Raw genomic sequence first — 17,592 nt, forward strand, 5'->3', positions numbered from 1 at the left:
CGGTCGAACACAATCCCAGGTAGGAGCTGCCGCAGGCTGCGATCTTTTGATCTTAAAGCTCTTGGGCCCGATAGGCCCCCGGCGTCAACCCCGTCCATTTCTTGAACGCCCGGTGAAACGCCGAAGGCTCGGAAAACCCCAGCTGCTCGGCAATCTGTTGCAACGACAGATCCGCACGCCCCAGGTGATAAATCGCAATGTCCCGGCGCAACTGGTCCTTCAATTCCTGAAAACTCGTGCCTTCTTCGCGCAAATGCCGACGCAAGGTTTGCGGGCTGATGTGCAGGTGCGCGGCCACCGCTTCCAGATCCGGCCAGCGCGCACTGTCGCGGCTGAGCAAGCGCCGCAACTGGCTGCTCAGGCTGTCGCCTTCGTCGGGGCGCGAGAGCAGGTCGGCGGGGGAGCGCTCGAGAAAGTGCTTGAGGGTGCGTTCGTCCTGCAACAGCGGCATGTTCAGGTAGCGACTGTGAAACAGCAGACTGCTCTGCGCGCAAGAAAACTCAAGCGGGCAAGAAAACAGCAAATCGTATTCGGCCCCGTGTCCGGGCCTCGGGTAGCTGAACGTCGCCTGCTCCAGACGAATGCGCTGGCCAATCAGCCAGCTGCCGAACCGATGCCAGATCACCAGCAGGCTTTCGCTGAGGAAGTGGTCCGGGTCCCACAGCGGCGAATCGTCCAGGCCCAGGCGAACCCTGTCGCCTTCGCGGCTCAGCGTCAGACGCGGCGCGCCGGGGAACAGGCTGTAAAACAACAAACCGCGATTGAGCGCTTTCTCCAGCGTGCGGCAGTGGATCACCGCGTGGCACATCATCGCGAAGCTGCCGGGTTTGCTCGGCGCCTGCCCGAAGCCCAGGTATTCGTCGTCCAGGGCCAGCCACAGCCCCTGGATCAATCGGGCGAACTGCTCGGGCGCGATTCGGGCGCGCGGCTCCTCGAGCAACTCGGGGCTGATCCCCAGTTGCTGCAACAGACTCGAATAGTCGTAACCACGCCGACGCGCGCCACCGAGGGCGGCGCGGGCGAAATGGCTGGCGATGGTGCGTTCGCGCATAGAGAGCAGGTCCGTCCACTGAGCAATGGATGGTAGCGGTGCCCGTCGAGAATGAACAAGGCGGATATCCGCCAAATTGCAGGACGAGGTTTGGCTGGTGGGCGGAAATCCGCCACATCGTTGTGACTGGTTAGTGACCCAAAAAAACCTGTAACCCTTGATGTCACAAGGCTGGCAGGGTTTTTTTCGAAGGTGGCACGGGGCTTGCGATACAAGCCGCAGAGGTCTGCCATCGCGCAGCTCGACAAAACAAATCCCTCCAGTGCAGGAGGGTTCGCAATTGAGGTGTCAGGGACAACAGACGGATGTTGTTACTGAGGCACTCTTGAGGAACTTTGCAATGACGACTCGTCAGCCACTGTATAAATCCCTGTACTTCCAGGTGATCGTTGCCATCGCTATCGGCATCCTGCTCGGTCACTTCTACCCGCAGACCGGTGTAGCCCTCAAGCCGCTGGGTGACGGGTTCATCAAACTGATCAAAATGGTCATCGCACCGATCATCTTCTGTACCGTTGTCAGCGGCATCGCCGGCATGCAGAACATGAAATCGGTCGGCAAGACCGGCGGCTATGCGCTGCTGTACTTCGAAATCGTCTCCACCATTGCCTTGCTGATCGGTCTGGTCGTGGTCAACGTCGTGCAACCGGGCGCCGGCATGCACATCGACGTGACGACTCTGGACACCAGCAAAATCGCTGGCTTCATCTCGGCCGGTAAAGACCAGAGCATCATTGCTTTTGTCCTCAACGTGATCCCGAACACCATCGTCGGCGCCTTCGCCAACGGCGACATCCTGCAAGTGCTGATGTTCTCGGTGATCTTCGGTTTCGCCCTGCATCGCCTGGGTGCCTACGGCAAACCGGTGCTGGACTTCATCGATCGCTTTGCTCACGTGATGTTCAACATCATCAACATGATCATGAAGCTCGCTCCAGTCGGCGCGTTCGGTGCGATGGCCTTCACCATCGGTGCCTACGGTGTCGGTTCGTTGGTGCAACTCGGTCAGCTGATGATCTGCTTCTACATCACCTGCATCCTGTTCGTGCTTCTGGTTCTGGGCGCCATCTGCCGCGCGCACGGTTTCAGCGTTATCAAACTGATTCGCTACATCCGTGAAGAACTGTTGATCGTGCTGGGCACTTCCTCTTCGGAATCCGCGCTGCCACGCATGCTGATCAAGATGGAACGCCTGGGTGCGCAGAAATCGGTTGTGGGTCTGGTGATCCCGACTGGCTACTCGTTTAACCTCGACGGTACCTCGATCTACCTGACCATGGCGGCTGTGTTCATCGCTCAGGCGACTGACACCCCGATGGACCTCACTCACCAGATCACCTTGCTGCTGGTGCTGCTGTTGTCCTCCAAAGGTGCGGCGGGTGTGACCGGTAGTGGTTTCATCGTGCTGGCAGCCACTCTGTCGGCCGTGGGTACTCTGCCGGTGGCCGGTCTGGCGCTGATCCTCGGTATCGACCGCTTCATGTCCGAAGCCCGTGCGCTGACCAATCTTGTTGGTAACGCCGTGGCCACCATCGTGGTCGCCAAGTGGGTGAAAGAGCTGGATGAAGACAAGCTGCAAGTCGAGCTGGCTTCCGGCGGTCGCGGTATCTCCGACGAGCGTGAAGTAGACGACCTGGGTGTGGCTGAAGGCCCAACCCCGGCCAGCGTCAAGTAAGTACTCTGGCTGCATGAAAAACCCGCTTCGGCGGGTTTTTTCATGCCTGCGATTTGAGCGCAACGGTCACCGCCACTGACACATAAGGTGATTGCTGCAATGTCCTCGGCTGCCTAGGCTTGGGGGATCGCACTGGAGAACACTTATGCTCGGTCCACTGGCATCACTCAAGGTTCTGGATTTCTCGACACTGCTGCCGGGGCCGTTCGCCTCATTGCTGCTGGCAGACATGGGCGCCGAGGTGCTGCGCATCGAATCGCCGACCCGCATGGACCTGCTGCGAGTATTGCCGCCGCATGATCAAGGCGTTTCGGCCAGCCACGCGTACCTCAATCGCAACAAGCGCAGCCTGGCCCTGGACCTCAAGCAGCCCGAGGCACTGGAGGTGATCAAGCAATTGCTGCAGGACCACGACATCGTGCTGGAGCAGTTTCGTCCCGGCGTGATGGACCGGCTCGGTTTGGGGTATGAAGCCTTGAAGGCGATCAATCCGAAGCTGATTTATGTGTCGATCACCGGTTATGGCCAGACCGGCCCCTACAAGGATCGCGCCGGGCACGACATCAACTACCTGGCGCTGGCGGGGCTTTCGAGCTACACCGGTCGCGCTGACAGCGGGCCGGTGCCGTTGGGCATGCAGGTAGCGGATGTCGCCGGTGGCTCGCTGCACGGGGTGATCGGCCTGCTGGCAGCGGTGATCGCACGGCAGCAGACAGGGCAGGGGCAACATCTGGATGTGAGCATGACCGACTGCGCCTTCAGCCTGAATGCCATGGCCGGTGCCGGGTACCTGGCCTGTGGCGTGGAGCCGGGCAGGGAAGATCAGATGCTCAATGGTGGCAGCTTCTACGACTACTACCGCTCGCGCGATGGGCGCTGGCTGTCGGTGGGCAGTCTGGAGCCGGTGTTCATGCAGCAACTCTGTACGGCGCTGGGCCGGCCGGAACTGGCGGCCCAGGGACTGTCACCCGAACCGGCCCGGCAACAGGCGCTCAAGGAGGCGTTGAAAGTTGAATTCGAAAAATACGACTTTGCCGAGTTGTGTGAGCTGTTTGCCGGGGTCGATGCGTGCGTCGAACCGGTGTTGAGCCTGGGCGAAGCGGTGCGGCATCCGCAGTTGAAGGCACGGGAATTGGTGACTGAGGTGCCGAGGGGCGATGGTTCGACCCAGGCGCAGATGGCTTGCCCGTTGAAGTTTTCGGATGGATTGCCTGAGCCTCGGCATGTCGGGGCGGGGCTGGGTGAGCACACCGATCAGGTGTTGGGGGAATTGGGGTTTAGTGTTGAGCGGATCGAGGAATTGCGGCGTGCCAGGGTGGTTCTCTAGCGTCTGTCCCGGCCCCATCGCGGGCAAGCCCGCTCCCACAGTGGTCGGAGTCGTTCACAAATTTTGTAATCAAAGCTGATCCCTGTGGGAGCGGGCTTGCCCGCGATGAGGCCGGCCGAACCACCACAAATCTGACTTATTCGACCCGCATCTCCCCACTAAACACCAATGTATTTCTGCACCGCCTACACAAATACCGCCGCCCCTGCCTCACCAATCCATGACGCTGCGCCGAAAACGGGAAATCGCTGTCGGCGCACGGGCATTTGTAGATGTAGCGGGTCACGCTGCGGCGTTTGACGTCGTAGGTGTGGCAGCGGTTGGGCGGCAGCTCGTAAACACCGCGCATGATCAGTTGCCACTCTTCGCCGTGAGGCTGGATGCGGTCGCCGAACAGTTGATGGGCGATCAGATGCGCGACTTCATGCGCCACGGTCTGCTTGAGGAAGTCTTCGGTGTTTTCCCGGTACAGCTGCGGATTGAAGCGCAGCAGGTTCTCGTGCAAATGCGCGACACCGGCTTTTTGCCCGCGCAGCTTGAGGCTCACCACGGGGCGTTTGAAAGGTCGTTTGAAAAAGGATTCGGCTTGTTGGAAACAGTCTTCGACGCGGGTATTGAGTTGCTCGGGCATGCTTGATGGATCTCCAGAGACGTCGAGTATGCCGCAACCCTCGGGACTTGCGAATCGCTCAGGCGCCGAATGGTTGGTGCTCCTGCTCATTCTTAGAGAGTAGAAGGCCGCCTTGCGGCGGCCTGTGTTGGCAGATCTTGTTTTTGGTGGGTGTGTTGCTAATTGGTATAGACCGGCCCCACGCCGAGTCCCCAGACAATTACCGTGAACGCCATGATCGCCACCAGCACCACCAGTCCTACGGCGAGCACCGAGCTTGAAAACAGGAATCCCTCGTCCGAAGGAATGTTCATGAACGTTGGCAGACCCACATACAGCAGGTACACCGTGTAGCAGATGGCTGCGGTGCCGACGATCATTCCCAGCCACATATGCGGGTACAGCGCCGCCAGACCGCCGATGAACAGTGGCGTCGCGGTGTACGTTGCGAACGCGACACAGCGCGCCAGGCTCGGGTTGGCGTCATAGGTGCGGGCCATCCAGTGGATGAAAGCCCCCATCACCGCGACACCGCCGAGCATCGCCAGGTACGACATGATGGTCATCCACAGCGCGCTTTCCATGGTCAGCATTACCGGCGCCCGGTTACCAATGACCCAGCCGACCTGCGTGGTGCCGATAAACGCCGATACGGCGGGGATCGCCGCCAGAATCAGGGTGTGCGTGAGGTACATGTGGCTGATGCTTTCCTCCTGGTCGCCACGGATTTCTTTCCATTCCTGGTCAGGGTGGGTGAAGAGCCCCACTACGTGATGGATCATGCCAGTCACTCCTCTTGTTGTTGCCATCGCCCCCCAGCGGAGCGCTTACGGGCCAAAGTGGCCAGGTAAGTACAGGTCTGAATACGTGTGCGACCTTATGCCGCAGTATAGAAAGGAGTTACCGGTAATAGTGCGAGGGGCTTAGAGCAAATCGCGCTGTAAAGCACCTTGTTAATCGCGCAAATGCATTGGGAAGTTGATCTTCGCCGGTGCTGAATTGGTTGAAGATCATGGATATGTACCGGGATCTCTCGAGCTGCCGCAGGCTGCGATCTTTTGATCTTGATCTTCAGTGGTGCTGAAATAGCCAAAATCAAAAGATCGCAGCCTTCGGCAGCTCCTACGGGGATTGCGATTCTCCGGGCTATTCGCCCTTGAACGGTTTTTGCGTAAAATGCCGGCCTTTCGTCACACCTCACGGATTTCGCGTCATGGGCACTCTTACGGTCAACCAGAACAAACTGCAAAAGCGCCTTCGCCGCCAGGCGGGTGAGGCTGTCGCCGATTTCAACATGATTGAAGATGGCGACAAGGTCATGGTCTGCCTGTCCGGTGGCAAGGACAGCTACACCATGCTCGACGTGCTGATGCATTTGCAGAAGGTCGCCCCGATCAAGTTCGACATCGTCGCCGTGAACATGGACCAGAAGCAGCCAGGCTTTCCCGAGCACGTGCTGCCGGCTTACCTTAAAGAACTGGGCGTCGAGTATCACATCGTCGAGAAAGACACCTATTCGGTGGTCAAGGAGCTTATTCCTGAGGGAAAAACCACCTGCTCGCTGTGCTCGCGCCTGCGTCGCGGCACGCTCTACACCTTTGCCGATGAAATCGGCGCGACCAAAATGGCCCTCGGTCACCATCGCGACGACATCGTCGAGACGTTCTTCCTGAACATGTTCTTCAACGGTTCGCTCAAGGCCATGCCGCCGAAGTTGCGCGCCGACGACGGTCGCAACGTGGTGATCCGCCCGCTGGCCTACTGCAACGAAAAAGACATTCAGGCTTACTCGGACTTCAAGCAATTCCCGATCATCCCGTGCAACCTCTGCGGCTCCCAGGAAAACCTGCAACGCCAGGTGGTTAAAGAGATGCTGCAGGAGTGGGAACACAAGACGCCGGGCCGTACCGAAAGCATTTTCCGCAGCTTGCAGAACGTGATTCCGTCGCAACTGGCGGACCGCAATCTGTTTGACTTCACCAATCTGCGCATCGATGAAACCGCCGCTTCACGGTTCGTGAATGTGGTGAACCTCTAAACAAAATGTGGGAGCGGGCTTGCTCGCGAATGCGGTGTGCCATCCGACATCTATGTTGAATGACACACCGCATTCGCGAGCAAGCCCGCTCCCACAGGTTTTTCGTTAACCTCAGGAGAGGGCATGCGCGACTACAAGTGGCTGAACGAATACTGCTTGAACCGCTTCGGTTCGGCGGCTGAACTGGAAGCCCATCTGCCCGTTCCCAAGACCCCGGCGCAATTGCGCAAGATCAGTGACGACCGCTACCTCTCGACCATGGCGTTGCGGGTATTCCGCGCCGGGCTCAAGCACAGCCTTGTGGACGCCAAATGGCCGGCGTTCGAAGAGGTGTTCTTCAAGTTCGACCCGGAAAAAGTCGTGCTGATGAGCGCCGAGCATCTGGAGCGCTTGATGCAGGACGCGCGGATCATCCGCCACCTGGGCAAGCTCAAGAGCGTGCCGCGCAATGCGCAGTTCATTCTGGATGTGGCCCATGAGAAGGGCAGCTTTGGTGCCCTGATCGCCGAATGGCCGGTGACCGATATCGTCGGTTTGTGGACCTACCTGAAAAAACACGGGCATCAGCTGGGCGGGTTATCAGCACCGCGATTCTTGCGGATGGTCGGCAAGGACACCTTCGTGCCGAGCTACGACGTGGTGGCAGCGCTGAGTGCGCAGAAGATTGTCGACAAGGTGCCTACCAGTTTGCGGGACATGGCTACGGTGCAGGCTGCGTTCAACCAATGGCACGAAGAGAGCGGTGGGCGGCCGATGAGCCAGATTTCGATGATGCTGGCTTACACAGTGAATCATTGAGACCGAGTCGATCCCTTCGCGAGCAAGCCCGCTCCCACATTAAACCGAGTTCTGTCAGTTGGAATGCGGTCAAATGTGGGAGCGGGCTTGCTCGCGAAGGCGTCCTGTCAGGCGACGCTGGTCTCGCCTTCACCCGCCAACTTGCGGTTCAACTGAAACCGCCACCGCACATACAACATTGCCGAGCAGAACACCGCCAGGCTCGCGCCCATCTCCAATAAACCGAACAGCTGCCGGTTCGGGTCATACGCGGCCAATGCGCCCTTCATGAAATACAGGTTCACCACAAAACACATCCACGAATGCCCACGGGCGCTGCCGACGATCATCCCCGGCGCCATCAACAATAGCGGCACCAGTTCGATCAGCAGAATCACCCACGGTCGCGCGCCATGCAGGTCGGCGAATACCAGGTAGTAGACGCAGAGCAGTCCCACCAGGCCGAAAAAGCACAGCAGGCTGATGACGCGCATCGCCCGTACTCGCGGTTCGAGCCATTCGATGGAAGGCAGAATCTTCGGCTTTTTGGCCATATCAGCTCACCAACTTTTGCGCAGTCTTCGCCAACCGCAGGCCCAAGGCCCGGCACAGCGCAACTTCATGTTCATTCAAACCGCTTTTGCCATCGGCACCTGCGTGATGGCTGGCGCCGTAAGGCGTGCCGCCACCGCGGGTTTCCAGCAGCGCCGATTCGCTGTAAGGCAAGCCGGTGATCAGCATGCCGTGGTGCAGCAACGGCAACATCATCGACAGCAGCGTGGTTTCCTGGCCGCCGTGCAGGCTCGCGGTGGAGGTGAAGACCCCGGCCGGTTTGCCGACCAGGGCGCCGGTCAGCCAAAGGTTGCTGGTGCCATCGAGGAAGTACTTCAACGGTGCGGCCATGTTGCCGAACCGGGTCGGGCTGCCGAGTGCCAGGCCGGCGCAGTTCTTCAAATCGTCGAGGCTGGCGTACAGCGCGCCTTCATCGGGAATGTCCGGCGACACCGCTTCGCACTCGGTGGAAATCGCCGGTACGGTGCGCAGGCGCGCTTCCATACCGGACTGCTCGACACCACGGGCAATCTGTCGGGCCATTTCATTGGTCGAGCCGCTGCGGCTGTAATACAGCACCAGAATGTACGGCGCACTCACGGCAGCAACTCCAGCACATTCTCCGGCGGACGGCCGATGATGGCTTTGTCGCCGACTTCGAGAATCGGGCGCTCCATGAGTTTCGGGTGCGCGGCGATGGCAGCGATCAATTGCGCCTCGCTCAGGCTGCTGTCGGCCAGGTTGAGGGTTTTGTACTCGTCCTCGCCGGTGCGCAGTAATTGCCGGGCGCTGATACCGAGCTTGCTCAGCAGGCTCTGGATTTGCGCGGCGTCCAGCGGGGTTTCCAGGTAGCGGACCACGGTCGGGGCCACGCCACGACCTTGGAGCAGTTCGAGCGCACCGCGGGATTTCGAGCAGCGCGGGTTGTGATAAAGCGTCAGATCGGTCATGTGCGGGTCGCATCTTGCGTAAGGTGGCGGCTATTCTAACTGTGCGGCGCGTAATCCAGAACCTTGGGAGGCGATGGGTCGCAGGTGCATTTCATTTTTGACAAGGATCGAGACATGACAAGGCAACTGGCAGCGGCATTGGCGATCATGGGGGCGTTATTGCTGGGGGGCTGCGGCAACGACTATGGCGTCGACCAGAACGGTCACAAAGTCGCCGCCGAGCGTCTGGACAAACAATGGCTGGTGCTCAATTACTGGGCCGAATGGTGCGGCCCGTGCCGTACCGAGATTCCTGAGTTGAACGTGCTGGCCGAGCAGCTCAAGGGCAAGAAGATCGGTGTGTTCGGGGTCAACTTCGACAATGTGCAGGGCGAAGAGCTGAAAAGCGCCAGCGAGAAACTGGGAATCGCTTTCACCGTGCTGGCCCAGGACCCGGCCGACCTTTTTGAATTGCCGCGCAGTGAAGCGCTGCCGGTGACTTACATCATCGATGACAAAGGCAAGGTGCGGGAGCAGTTGATGGGGGAGCAGACGGCGGCGGGGGTGATGGCGAAGCTTGAGGCGTTGCAGGCTAAAAATTGATCTGTAGGAGCCAGGCTTGCCGGCGAAGGCGTACTTTGGAGCGCCTCCGCCGGCAAGCCTGGCTCCTACGAAAAGCAGTTCACTGATCATTCCCACGCTCTGCGTGGGAATGCCGCCCGGGACGCTCCGCGTCCCTGTGACGCAGAGCGTCACTAGATGCATCCCTTTGCTGCGCGTGGGAACGATCGGAGCGAGAGGATCAACCCTCTTCAAGCCACCAGCGCAATGGTTTGCCTTGCGCCGGCCAGAAGCGCATCTGGTCGATCGGTGAAACGTCCCAGCGCTGCACGTTTTCCAGCGCCTGCAGGAAGCGTTTTTCCTGCTCCATCAACGCTGGCGCACACATTTTGCGGGTGCTGCCGATCTTGCCGAAGCTCAGCTTGTCGCCTTCCAGGGTATACGGCGCGAACCAGTGGTTGCAGCCGCCATTGCCATAGGCCCGACCATCTTCATCAAGGGTGATGGTCAGATGGCTGTAGTCCATCAACGGACGCTCGCCGATCCATTCCAGAATGTAGCTGCGATTCTGTTGCAGTTGCACCGGTTCGGCGGCGCAGCCCAAGAGGCTGGCGCTAACGATCGCGGTCAGAGCAAGGCGTTTCATCACGCAGGCTCCTGGCACTTCTTGCACAGGTGCTTGTCAGCAACGGTGGCCCAGCCCAACTCGGCAATGCGCGCAGTGGCGGCCGGTTTTTCCGCCTTGTTGCCCAGCTTGGCGTCGACCGCGAACTCAAAGCTCAGCTCTTTGGCGCAGCTGTCGCAGTTGACTTTCCAGGTGTGGATCGCCAATTCGCCGAACACCGGACCACTGGCCACCGCGACCCATTGGCCCGGCGGGTTGATCAGATGGCGAACCGTTTCGACGGTCAGGCGCATGGACAAGTCCTTGCTGCCTTTAAGGGTCACTACCAGCACGTCGTTATTACGAATCGAGCCGCCGTTGCCGGTGACTTGATAACGCCCCGGCACAAGGGCGCGGCATTCGGTGAGGGTGTGTTGCGGGTTCATCAGGCTATAGCGGAAATCGTGTTCGACCATGGGTCCTCCAAATATGCGCGATATGCTAGCACGGGCATGCACGCAGCATGGCGCGGGCATGTAACCTTCGATCTGGTTCAAATTACCTGCCGAGTCATGGCACACTGCCGCTTTTGCATCTCTAAGGAACAGAAATGGCGTTGATCGAATGTTTTGAGTGCAAGCAACGCATCAGCTCCACGGCGCCTGCTTGCATTCATTGCGGTGCACCTGCGGTGGCAGAAGCCGCCACGTCGACGGCAACGCAGGCGCCTCTTTCTTTCGGACGTTTACCGACCAATGAGAGCGTACCCAGGGTGACCCCGGCCGCTTTCGGGCGCAGACGTAAAGCCGAAGTCGAGGCAGAGATCCCGGCACCGGCACCCGGTGGGCCGCGTCCAGTGGAACTCTGGCTGAAACTGATGATTTTCTTTCTGCCGCCGTTTTTTGTCTGGTTCCTGCTGCGTCGTGGGCATTCGCTGGGACAGCGCTTGCTGGGCTTTGGCTGGCTGGCCCTGATGATTCTTTTGTCCAAGGCCTGAGCCGATCAGCTCTCGACCAGATTCTGTGGCGAACCGGCCGCCCAGGCCGCGATGTTCTGCAGGGTGGTCGCGGCAATCGCGCCCAGGGCTTCGCGGGTGAGGAAGGCCTGGTGCGCCGTGATGATGACATTCGGAAAGGTCAGCAGGCGCGCCAGCACATCGTCCTGCAGCGGCAAGTCGGAGCGATCCTCGAAAAACAGCTGCGCCTCCTCTTCATAAACATCCAGCCCCAGATAGCCCAATTGGCCGTCCTTCAATGCATCGATCAGCGCCGGGGTGTCCACCAGACCGCCGCGCCCGGTGTTGATCAACATCGCACCGGGCTGCATGTGCGCCAGCGATTCGCTGTTGATCAAGTGTTTGCTCTGTTCGTTGAGCGGGCAATGCAGGCTGATGATCTGCGACTCGGCCAGCAGTTGCGGCAAGCTGAGGTAGCGCGCGCCGAGCGCTTCGACCTGCGGGTTCGGGTAAGGATCACAGGCCAGCAACTGGCAGCCGAAGCCGTTCATGATTTTTGCGAAGGTCGCGCCGATCTGCCCGGTGCCGACGACGCCGACGGTCTTGCCCACGAGGTCGAAACCGGTCAGCCCGTGCAGGCTGAAATCCCCCTCGCGAGTTCGGTTGTAGGCACGGTGCAGGCGGCGATTAAGCGCCAGAATCAGCGCCACCGCATGTTCGGCCACCGCGTGAGGCGAGTAAGCCGGAACCCGCACAATCGAAAGTCCCAGGCGCTTCGCTACCGCCAGATCGACATGGTTATAACCGGCCGAGCGCAGGGCAATCAGGCGTGTGCCACCCGCGGCCAGACGCTCGAGTACCGGAGCACTGAGGTCATCATTGATGAAGGCACAAACCACTTCGTGATGCTCCGCCAGCGCCACCGTGTCGAGGCTTAGTCGCGTCGGCTGGAAATGCAGCTCGATGCCGGAGGGCAGGTCGGTACTCAGAAAACTGTCGCGGTCGTAGGTCTGGCTGCTGAAAAGAATCGTGCGCATGCTGTCCCCCTGGAAGTTACCTGCTACACAGAATGCATTTGAGCTTAGCCTTCAAGGCGCGCAGCGTTATTGCGCTGCATCAGGCATTGATACGGGCATGGGCCGCCAGGCGATTGATGGCTCGTTCGAGCTCTTCCAGCGCGCCGGGGGCTTTTGCGTCCTGTTGCTTGAGCAGGGTTTCACTGCGCTGGCAGGCGGCGCGCAGTTGCGGAACGCCGCAATAACGGGTCGCCCCATGCAGGCGATGGACTCGCTCGATCAGCGCATTCTGGTCGTTGGCTTCACGAGCGACGCGGATGGCCTCGCGGTCGGCCTCCAGGGAGGCCAGCAGCATTGCCAGCATGTCCGCCGCCAGATCGGCTTTGCCGGCCGCCAGGCGCAGGCCTTCTTCGTGATCGAGCACCTGCAAATCATTACCGTTGTTGCTTTCGCTGGAACGCTCCGGCCCCAGATTACGCAACGCCAGGCCGGTCCATTTCAACACTACCTGCGCCAGTTGCCGTTCGCTGATGGGTTTGGTCAGGTAGTCATCCATGCCGCTTTGCAGCAACGCGCGTTTTTCGTTGGCCATCGCGTGGGCGGTAAGGGCAACGATCGGCAGTGGCGTGCAATGCCGCTCGCTTTCCCACTGGCGAATGGTTTCGGTGCTCTGTCGGCCGTCCATACCGGGCATCTGCACGTCCATCAGCACCAAGTCGAAGGTCTCGTTTTGCACAGCCTTGACCGCGGCGTAACCGCTTTCCACCGCGAGCACCTTGGCGCCCATGTCTTCGAGCAGGGTTTGTACCAGCAGCAGATTGGCCGGGTTGTCATCGACGCAAAGGACTTTCGGCGCGCGGCTGGAAACCGGCTCGCCGGGGTCGCTGCGCTGCTGGCGCGGGTTGACCATATCGGACAGGGCCCGGCGCAGTTTGCGCGTGCAGGCTGGTTTGGACTGCAGCTGGCTGTGGGGGTTGGGCACCGAGAGGTGGAACAGCGTCAGTTCGGTGGTCGGGCAGAGCACCAACACTCTGCAGCCCAGGTGTTCGAGGTCCCAGATATGCTGGTTGAGGCGCTCCGGCGGCATGTCGTTGCTGGTGATGCCGAGCACTGCCAGACCGATGGCCTGATCGGTCTGATGGGCACCGGTCACGCCATTGGCCAGGCTTTCCAAGGTGTTGAATGGTGTAACTACCAGACCGCAGTCTTCCAGTTGATGCTGCAAGGCCTGACGGGCCAGTTCATGGTTTTCCAGGACTGCCACCCGATGCCCGAGCAAGGGTGGGCCGGGCAAGTCTTCGGCGTCGTCGCGAGCTTTGGGCAGGCTCAGGCTGATCCAGAATTCCGAACCTTCACCCGGTGTGCTGTCGACGCCGATCTCGCCGCCCATCTGTTCGATCAGGCGTTTGGAAATCACCAGCCCCAAGCCGGTGCCGCCAGGTTGTCGGGACAGCGAGTTATCGGCCTGGCTGAAGGCCTGGAACAAGGCGCGCACGTCCTGGTTCGACAGACCGATGCCGGTGTCCTGAATGCTGATGCGCAGTTGCACGCTGTCTTCATGCTCTTCTTCGAGCATGGCCCGGGCGACGATGGTGCCTTCGCGGGTGAACTTGATCGCGTTGCTCACAAGGTTGGTGAGAATCTGCTTGAGTCGCAGCGGATCGCCTACCAGCGACAGTGGCGTATCGCGATAAACCAGGCTCACCAGCTCAAGCTCTTTGGCGTGGGCGGCCGGGGCGAGGATGTTCAAGGTGTCTTGGAGCAGGTCGCGCAGGTTGAAGGGAATATGGTCGAGCACCAGTTTGCCGGCCTCGATTTTCGAGAAGTCAAGAATCTCGTTGATGATCCCCAGCAAGCTGTCGGCGGATTTTTCGATGGTGCCCAGGTAATCGAGTTGGCGCGGGGTCAATTCGCTTTTTTGCAGCAAATGGGTGAAGCCGAGAATGCCGTTGAGCGGTGTGCGGATTTCATGGCTCATGTTGGCCAGAAACTCGGATTTTATCCGGCTCGCCTCCAGGGCTTCCTTGCGCGCAAGGTCCAGCTCGATGTTCTGGATTTCGATGGTTTCCAGGTTCTGACGCACATCTTCGGTGGCCTGGTCGACGCTGTTTTGCAATTCTTCCTGAGCGTTCTGCAGGGTTCCGGCCATACGGTTGATGCCGGACGCCAGTTCATCCAGCTCTTGGCTGCCGAGGGGCGGCAGGCGGGTTTCCAGATGGCCGTCCTTGAGCTGTGCCACGGCTTGTTTGATTTGGCTCAGCGGCCGGTTGATGGTCCGGCCCATGCGCAACGCCAACAGCGCCGCACCGACCAGTCCCCCGCCGATCAGCAGCAGGCTGGCGAACAGGCTACGGTAACCGCGCAGCAACATACCGTTGTGGGACAGTTCGAGTTCGACCCAACCCAGCAGGCGGTCGGCTTCATCGGGGATCAGGTCGCCGGCCAGGTTGCGGTGCTTGCCGAACACCGGCAGCAGGTAGCGCGTGGCGTCATTGCCACTGCGGCGCAGCAGCTGTGAACCGTTGCCCAAAGGGGCCTGATTGAGCATGGTCGGGCCGGCATGGGCCAGCAGCGTGCGATCGGGGGCGAGGAAAGTCACCGCGCGCACGTCGGTTTGTTCCAGGAACTGGGTGGCGATGCGTTCCAGCAGTTCGTTGTCTTTGCGACCCATGGCCGGGGCCACCAGCGGTGCCAGCTGTTCGGTAATCATTTCGCCGCGCTGCATGAGCTGGGATTGCAGGTCCGATTGCTGCATCCAGGTAAAATAGCCGCCCAGAACCAGTGCCATCAGGGTGGTCGGTAACAGGGTCAGCAACAGCACGCGGCCTTTAATTCCCAGTTTCTTGAGCACGCATCTCTCCCGCATCCAGCTGTTTATTGACCTGCACATGCGTCCGGCACGCGCCACCTGCGCAGTGTAGCGATTTGCATGCGGGCAATCTTCGTAAAATTGATGTCGTCATTCGTCGGCTAGTTCAGTGCTGACGCCATCACGGCAAGCCCGTTACCCACAGTTGATGTGTGTCTGCCGCAAATTGTGTGATCAATCCAAATCCTGTGGGAGGCGGGCCTGCCCGCGAAGAGGCCCTCATATTCAACACAAACCCACCCTTATTCCCATTAGCCATAAGCCCCTTACTTTGCGTGATATGGCCTGCGCACGTTTGCCGGTATGATAGGCGCCCCCGCAGTCTGGATTGCGAATACGCCATGACCTTGCAGTACCCAACCATCGCCGATTGCGTCGGCAACACTCCGCTGGTCCGTTTGCAGCGCCTGCCTGGCGCCACCAGCAACACCCTTTTGCTCAAGCTCGAAGGGAACAACCCGGCGGGTTCGGTCAAAGACCGTCCGGCGCTGTCGATGATCACCCGCGCCGAACTGCGCGGGCAGATCCACGCCGGCGATACGCTGATCGAAGCGACCTCGGGCAACACCGGGATTGCCCTGGCCATGGCTGCCGCGATCAAGGGTTACAAGATGATCCTGATCATGCCGGACAACTCCAGCGCCGAGCGTAAAGCCGCCATGACGGCCTATGGCGCCGAGCTGATTCTGGTCAGCCAGGAAGAAGGCATGGAAGGCGCTCGCGACCTCGCCCAGCGAATGGAAGCCGAAGGCCGCGGCAAGGTGCTGGATCAGTTCGCCAACGGTGACAACCCCGAGGCGCACTACACCACCACCGGTCCGGAAATCTGGCGTCAGACCGAAGGCACCATCACTCATTTCGTCAGTTCGATGGGCACCACTGGCACCATCATGGGCGTTTCGCGCTACTTGAAAGAGCAGAACGACAACGTGCAGATCATCGGGCTGCAACCGATGGAAGGCTCGGCGATTCCGGGCATCCGTCGCTGGCCGCAGGAATATCTGCCGAAGATCTACCAGGCCGAGCGCGTGGACCGGATCGTCGACATGGCACAAAGCGAAGCTGAAGACGTGACCCGTCGTCTGGCACGCGAAGAAGGCATCTTCTGCGGCGTGTCCTCGGGCGGTGCCGTGGCGGCGATGCTGCGTTTGTCCAAAGAAGTTGAAAACGCGGTGATCGTCGCGATCATCTGCGACCGTGGCGACCGTTACTTGTCGACCGGCATTTTCGACGCGCCCAACTGATGGCCAAGCAAGAGAGAGGCCTGCGCTTCCAGCCCACGGGCGGCAGCAAGGCCCCGCAAGTCCCGACCGGCAAAAAGCAGCGCTTGACCATCGAGCGCCTGGCCAATGACGGTCGCGGTATCGCGTTTTTCGAAGGTCGCACCTGGTTCGTCATCGGCGCATTAGCCGGTGAGGAAGTCGAGGCGCGGGTCTTGGGTGCCCACGGCAAAGTGGTCGAGGCGCGCACCGAGCGCGTGTTCCAGGCCAGTGAATTGCGCCGCCCGGCACCGTGCGCTCATGCCGCTCGCTGCGGCGGTTGCAGCGTGCAGCATCTGCCCCACAACGAACAGCTCGCCCTGAAACAGCGCATGCTCGCCGAGCAATTGTCGCGAGTTGCCGGTGTCGAACCTGATGAGTGGGCAGCGCCGTTGAGCGGTCCGGAATTCGGCTACCGTCGTCGCGCCCGAGTGGCGGTGCGTTGGGACATGAAAGCGAAAAAACTCGAAGTCGGCTTCCGCGCTGCCGGCAGTCAGGACATCGTCGCCATCAACGAATGCCTGGTGCTGGTACAGCCCTTGCAACCGATCATGAGCCGCTTGCCGGACATGCTCCGACGCTTGAGCAAACCTCAGGCGCTGGGGCATGTGGAGTTGTTCAGTGGTTCGTCATTGGCGGTATTACTGCGGCACATGGCGCCGTTGTCCGAAGCCGACATGACCATCCTCAAGGAATTCTGCGCGTTCCATGAAGCCCAGTTGTGGCTGCATGGCGATGGTGAGCCGCAACCGGTCGAGGCCGATCAGTCGCTGGGTTATCGCCTTGAACAGTGGGACTTGAACCTGGCGTATCGGCCGGGAGATTTCATTCAGGTCAACGCCGGGGTCAACGAAGCGATGGTCGCCCAGGCGTTGGCGTGGTTGGCGCCGAAATCTGATGAGCGGGTTCTGGACCTGTTTTGTGGGTTGGGCAACTTTGCCTTGCCGCTGGCCAAAACCGTTCGCGAAGTGGTGGCGGTGGAGGGCGTGCAGGCGATGGTTGAGCGAGCTGCCGCAAATGCCGTTAACAACAATTTGCATAATGCGAAGTTTTTTCAGGCCGATTTATCCCAGCCTTTGGCCGATGCCGAATGGGCCGATGAAGGCTTTTGTGCGGTACTCTTGGACCCACCTCGCGACGGCGCTTTCGAGGTGGTGCGCAAGCTGGCGTCCCTGGGCGCCAAACGATTGGTGTATGTGTCGTGCAACCCTGCAACGCTGGCGCGCGACACGGTCGAATTGATCAAGCAGGGCTACCGGTTAAAACGTGCCGGGATTCTCGATATGTTTCCTCAGACGGCACATGTCGAGGCCATGGCGTTATTTGAAGCGAGCTAGGACGGCTCGTCTGGTCCGACTGACCCGCTCGT

The 17,592-nt window shown here is 60.2% G+C and carries 18 protein-coding genes; 8 read left to right on the forward strand and 10 right to left on the reverse strand.

What is annotated here, in order from left to right; translation table 11 throughout:
* Positions 1-52 precede the first annotated feature (52 nt).
* Positions 53-1,051: an AraC family transcriptional regulator gene (locus tag TU81_RS06845; protein WP_048394206.1), complete on the reverse strand. Its 999-nt coding sequence runs from the start codon at positions 1,049-1,051 to the stop codon at positions 53-55.
* Positions 1,052-1,391: 340 nt separating this feature from the next.
* Between TU81_RS06845 and TU81_RS06850 the strand changes: the two genes are divergently transcribed.
* Positions 1,392-2,726, forward strand: a complete 1,335-nt coding sequence (locus tag TU81_RS06850) for a dicarboxylate/amino acid:cation symporter (protein WP_048394208.1) — start codon at positions 1,392-1,394, stop codon at positions 2,724-2,726.
* 145 nt (positions 2,727-2,871) lie between these two features.
* A complete protein-coding gene (locus TU81_RS06855; RefSeq protein WP_048394210.1) occupies positions 2,872-4,053 on the forward strand; it encodes a CaiB/BaiF CoA transferase family protein in 1,182 nt (393 codons plus the stop codon).
* 136 nt (positions 4,054-4,189) lie between these two features.
* On the opposite strand, the gene TU81_RS06860 is transcribed toward TU81_RS06855, so the two are convergent.
* Together TU81_RS06860 and TU81_RS06865 are read right to left on the reverse strand one after the other, a co-directional pair.
* The gene (locus tag TU81_RS06860; protein WP_048394212.1) at positions 4,190-4,684 is read right to left on the reverse strand and encodes a SprT family zinc-dependent metalloprotease; all 495 of its coding nucleotides are present in this window, start codon (positions 4,682-4,684) and stop codon (positions 4,190-4,192) included.
* Positions 4,685-4,842: 158 nt separating this feature from the next.
* Positions 4,843-5,445 (reverse strand): Yip1 family protein, encoded by a 603-nt coding sequence (locus tag TU81_RS06865; RefSeq protein ID WP_030131100.1) that lies wholly within the window; start codon positions 5,443-5,445, stop codon positions 4,843-4,845.
* A 431-nt stretch (positions 5,446-5,876) separates the two neighbouring features.
* Here TU81_RS06865 and ttcA point away from each other — a divergent pair, with 431 nt between their 5' ends.
* Together ttcA and TU81_RS06875 are read left to right on the forward strand one after the other, a co-directional pair.
* Positions 5,877-6,701 carry a tRNA 2-thiocytidine(32) synthetase TtcA gene (gene ttcA / locus TU81_RS06870; RefSeq protein WP_048394214.1) on the forward strand — a complete coding sequence of 275 codons (825 nt, stop codon included), beginning with the start codon at positions 5,877-5,879 and terminating at the stop codon, positions 6,699-6,701.
* Positions 6,702-6,824: 123 nt separating this feature from the next.
* Positions 6,825-7,499 (forward strand): DNA-3-methyladenine glycosylase I, encoded by a 675-nt coding sequence (locus tag TU81_RS06875; RefSeq protein ID WP_038979464.1) that lies wholly within the window; start codon positions 6,825-6,827, stop codon positions 7,497-7,499.
* 107 nt (positions 7,500-7,606) lie between these two features.
* Here the strand turns inward: TU81_RS06875 and TU81_RS06880 are convergent, their stop codons facing one another.
* The 3 genes from TU81_RS06880 to arsC are packed head-to-tail and all read right to left on the reverse strand — an operon-like array spanning position 7,607 to position 8,980.
* Entirely contained in the window at positions 7,607-8,032 is a 426-nt protein-coding gene (locus TU81_RS06880) for a DUF2069 domain-containing protein (RefSeq protein WP_038979465.1), read from the reverse strand.
* Between the two features lies 1 nt (position 8,033).
* Positions 8,034-8,630, reverse strand: a complete 597-nt coding sequence (gene wrbA / locus TU81_RS06885; RefSeq protein WP_008011647.1) for an NAD(P)H:quinone oxidoreductase — start codon at positions 8,628-8,630, stop codon at positions 8,034-8,036.
* Positions 8,627-8,980, reverse strand: a complete 354-nt coding sequence (gene arsC, locus TU81_RS06890; protein WP_048394217.1) for an arsenate reductase (glutaredoxin) — start codon at positions 8,978-8,980, stop codon at positions 8,627-8,629. Before arsC ends, wrbA begins: the two co-directional genes overlap by 4 nt.
* Positions 8,981-9,094: 114 nt before the next feature.
* Here arsC and TU81_RS06895 point away from each other — a divergent pair, with 114 nt between their 5' ends.
* Positions 9,095-9,562, forward strand: coding sequence for a TlpA family protein disulfide reductase (locus TU81_RS06895; protein WP_038979467.1), 468 nt, complete (start codon positions 9,095-9,097; stop codon positions 9,560-9,562).
* A 199-nt stretch (positions 9,563-9,761) separates the two neighbouring features.
* On the opposite strand, the gene TU81_RS06900 is transcribed toward TU81_RS06895, so the two are convergent.
* Entirely contained in the window at positions 9,762-10,166 is a 405-nt protein-coding gene (locus tag TU81_RS06900; protein WP_048394219.1) for an META domain-containing protein, read from the reverse strand.
* Complete coding sequence (locus TU81_RS06905; RefSeq protein ID WP_007899088.1) at positions 10,166-10,600, reverse strand: hypothetical protein; 435 nt, start codon at positions 10,598-10,600, stop codon at positions 10,166-10,168. The genes TU81_RS06900 and TU81_RS06905 overlap by 1 nt, the downstream gene beginning before the upstream one ends.
* Before the next feature lie 134 nt (positions 10,601-10,734).
* Between TU81_RS06905 and TU81_RS06910 the strand changes: the two genes are divergently transcribed.
* Positions 10,735-11,121, forward strand: a complete 387-nt coding sequence (locus tag TU81_RS06910; protein WP_038979469.1) for a hypothetical protein — start codon at positions 10,735-10,737, stop codon at positions 11,119-11,121.
* 5 nt (positions 11,122-11,126) lie between these two features.
* Here TU81_RS06910 and TU81_RS06915 read toward each other — a convergent pair whose 3' ends face one another.
* Positions 11,127-12,116: a 2-hydroxyacid dehydrogenase gene (locus TU81_RS06915; RefSeq protein WP_048394222.1), complete on the reverse strand. Its 990-nt coding sequence runs from the start codon at positions 12,114-12,116 to the stop codon at positions 11,127-11,129.
* 79 nt (positions 12,117-12,195) lie between these two features.
* Entirely contained in the window at positions 12,196-14,946 is a 2,751-nt protein-coding gene (locus TU81_RS06920) for a response regulator (protein ID WP_048394224.1), read from the reverse strand.
* Positions 14,947-15,305: 359 nt separating this feature from the next.
* Between TU81_RS06920 and cysM the strand changes: the two genes are divergently transcribed.
* On the forward strand, positions 15,306-16,208 hold the full coding sequence (gene cysM / locus TU81_RS06925; RefSeq protein WP_007899067.1) for a cysteine synthase CysM: 903 nt from the start codon (positions 15,306-15,308) through the stop codon (positions 16,206-16,208).
* Positions 16,208-17,560, forward strand: a complete 1,353-nt coding sequence (gene rlmD / locus TU81_RS06930) for a 23S rRNA (uracil(1939)-C(5))-methyltransferase RlmD (RefSeq protein WP_048394226.1) — start codon at positions 16,208-16,210, stop codon at positions 17,558-17,560. Before cysM ends, rlmD begins: the two co-directional genes overlap by 1 nt.
* Positions 17,561-17,592: the final 32 nt, after the last annotated feature.

Origin of the sequence: Pseudomonas lini, assembly GCF_001042905.1 — a bacterium.
Taxonomy (GTDB): Bacteria; Pseudomonadota; Gammaproteobacteria; order Pseudomonadales; family Pseudomonadaceae; genus Aquipseudomonas; species Aquipseudomonas lini.

What these genes read in the sequence shown, in the direction of transcription:
- TU81_RS06880 (WP_038979465.1), bottom strand. Translation starts at nt 8,032, where the DNA reads ATGGCCAAAAAGCCGAAGATTCTGCCTTCCATCGAATGGCTCGAACCG.
- TU81_RS06875 (WP_038979464.1), top strand. Translation starts at nt 6,825, where the DNA reads ATGCGCGACTACAAGTGGCTGAACGAATACTGCTTGAACCGCTTCGGT.
- TU81_RS06900 (WP_048394219.1), bottom strand. Translation starts at nt 10,166, where the DNA reads ATGAAACGCCTTGCTCTGACCGCGATCGTTAGCGCCAGCCTCTTGGGC.
- TU81_RS06865 (WP_030131100.1), bottom strand. Translation starts at nt 5,445, where the DNA reads ATGATCCATCACGTAGTGGGGCTCTTCACCCACCCTGACCAGGAATGG.
- TU81_RS06860 (WP_048394212.1), bottom strand. Translation starts at nt 4,684, where the DNA reads ATGCCCGAGCAACTCAATACCCGCGTCGAAGACTGTTTCCAACAAGCC.
- ttcA (WP_048394214.1), top strand. Translation starts at nt 5,877, where the DNA reads ATGGGCACTCTTACGGTCAACCAGAACAAACTGCAAAAGCGCCTTCGC.
- TU81_RS06895 (WP_038979467.1), top strand. Translation starts at nt 9,095, where the DNA reads ATGACAAGGCAACTGGCAGCGGCATTGGCGATCATGGGGGCGTTATTG.
- TU81_RS06910 (WP_038979469.1), top strand. Translation starts at nt 10,735, where the DNA reads ATGGCGTTGATCGAATGTTTTGAGTGCAAGCAACGCATCAGCTCCACG.
- TU81_RS06850 (WP_048394208.1), top strand. Translation starts at nt 1,392, where the DNA reads ATGACGACTCGTCAGCCACTGTATAAATCCCTGTACTTCCAGGTGATC.
- TU81_RS06915 (WP_048394222.1), bottom strand. Translation starts at nt 12,116, where the DNA reads ATGCGCACGATTCTTTTCAGCAGCCAGACCTACGACCGCGACAGTTTT.
- arsC (WP_048394217.1), bottom strand. Translation starts at nt 8,980, where the DNA reads ATGACCGATCTGACGCTTTATCACAACCCGCGCTGCTCGAAATCCCGC.
- TU81_RS06845 (WP_048394206.1), bottom strand. Translation starts at nt 1,051, where the DNA reads ATGCGCGAACGCACCATCGCCAGCCATTTCGCCCGCGCCGCCCTCGGT.
- TU81_RS06905 (WP_007899088.1), bottom strand. Translation starts at nt 10,600, where the DNA reads ATGGTCGAACACGATTTCCGCTATAGCCTGATGAACCCGCAACACACC.
- TU81_RS06855 (WP_048394210.1), top strand. Translation starts at nt 2,872, where the DNA reads ATGCTCGGTCCACTGGCATCACTCAAGGTTCTGGATTTCTCGACACTG.
- cysM (WP_007899067.1), top strand. Translation starts at nt 15,306, where the DNA reads ATGACCTTGCAGTACCCAACCATCGCCGATTGCGTCGGCAACACTCCG.
- rlmD (WP_048394226.1), top strand. Translation starts at nt 16,208, where the DNA reads ATGGCCAAGCAAGAGAGAGGCCTGCGCTTCCAGCCCACGGGCGGCAGC.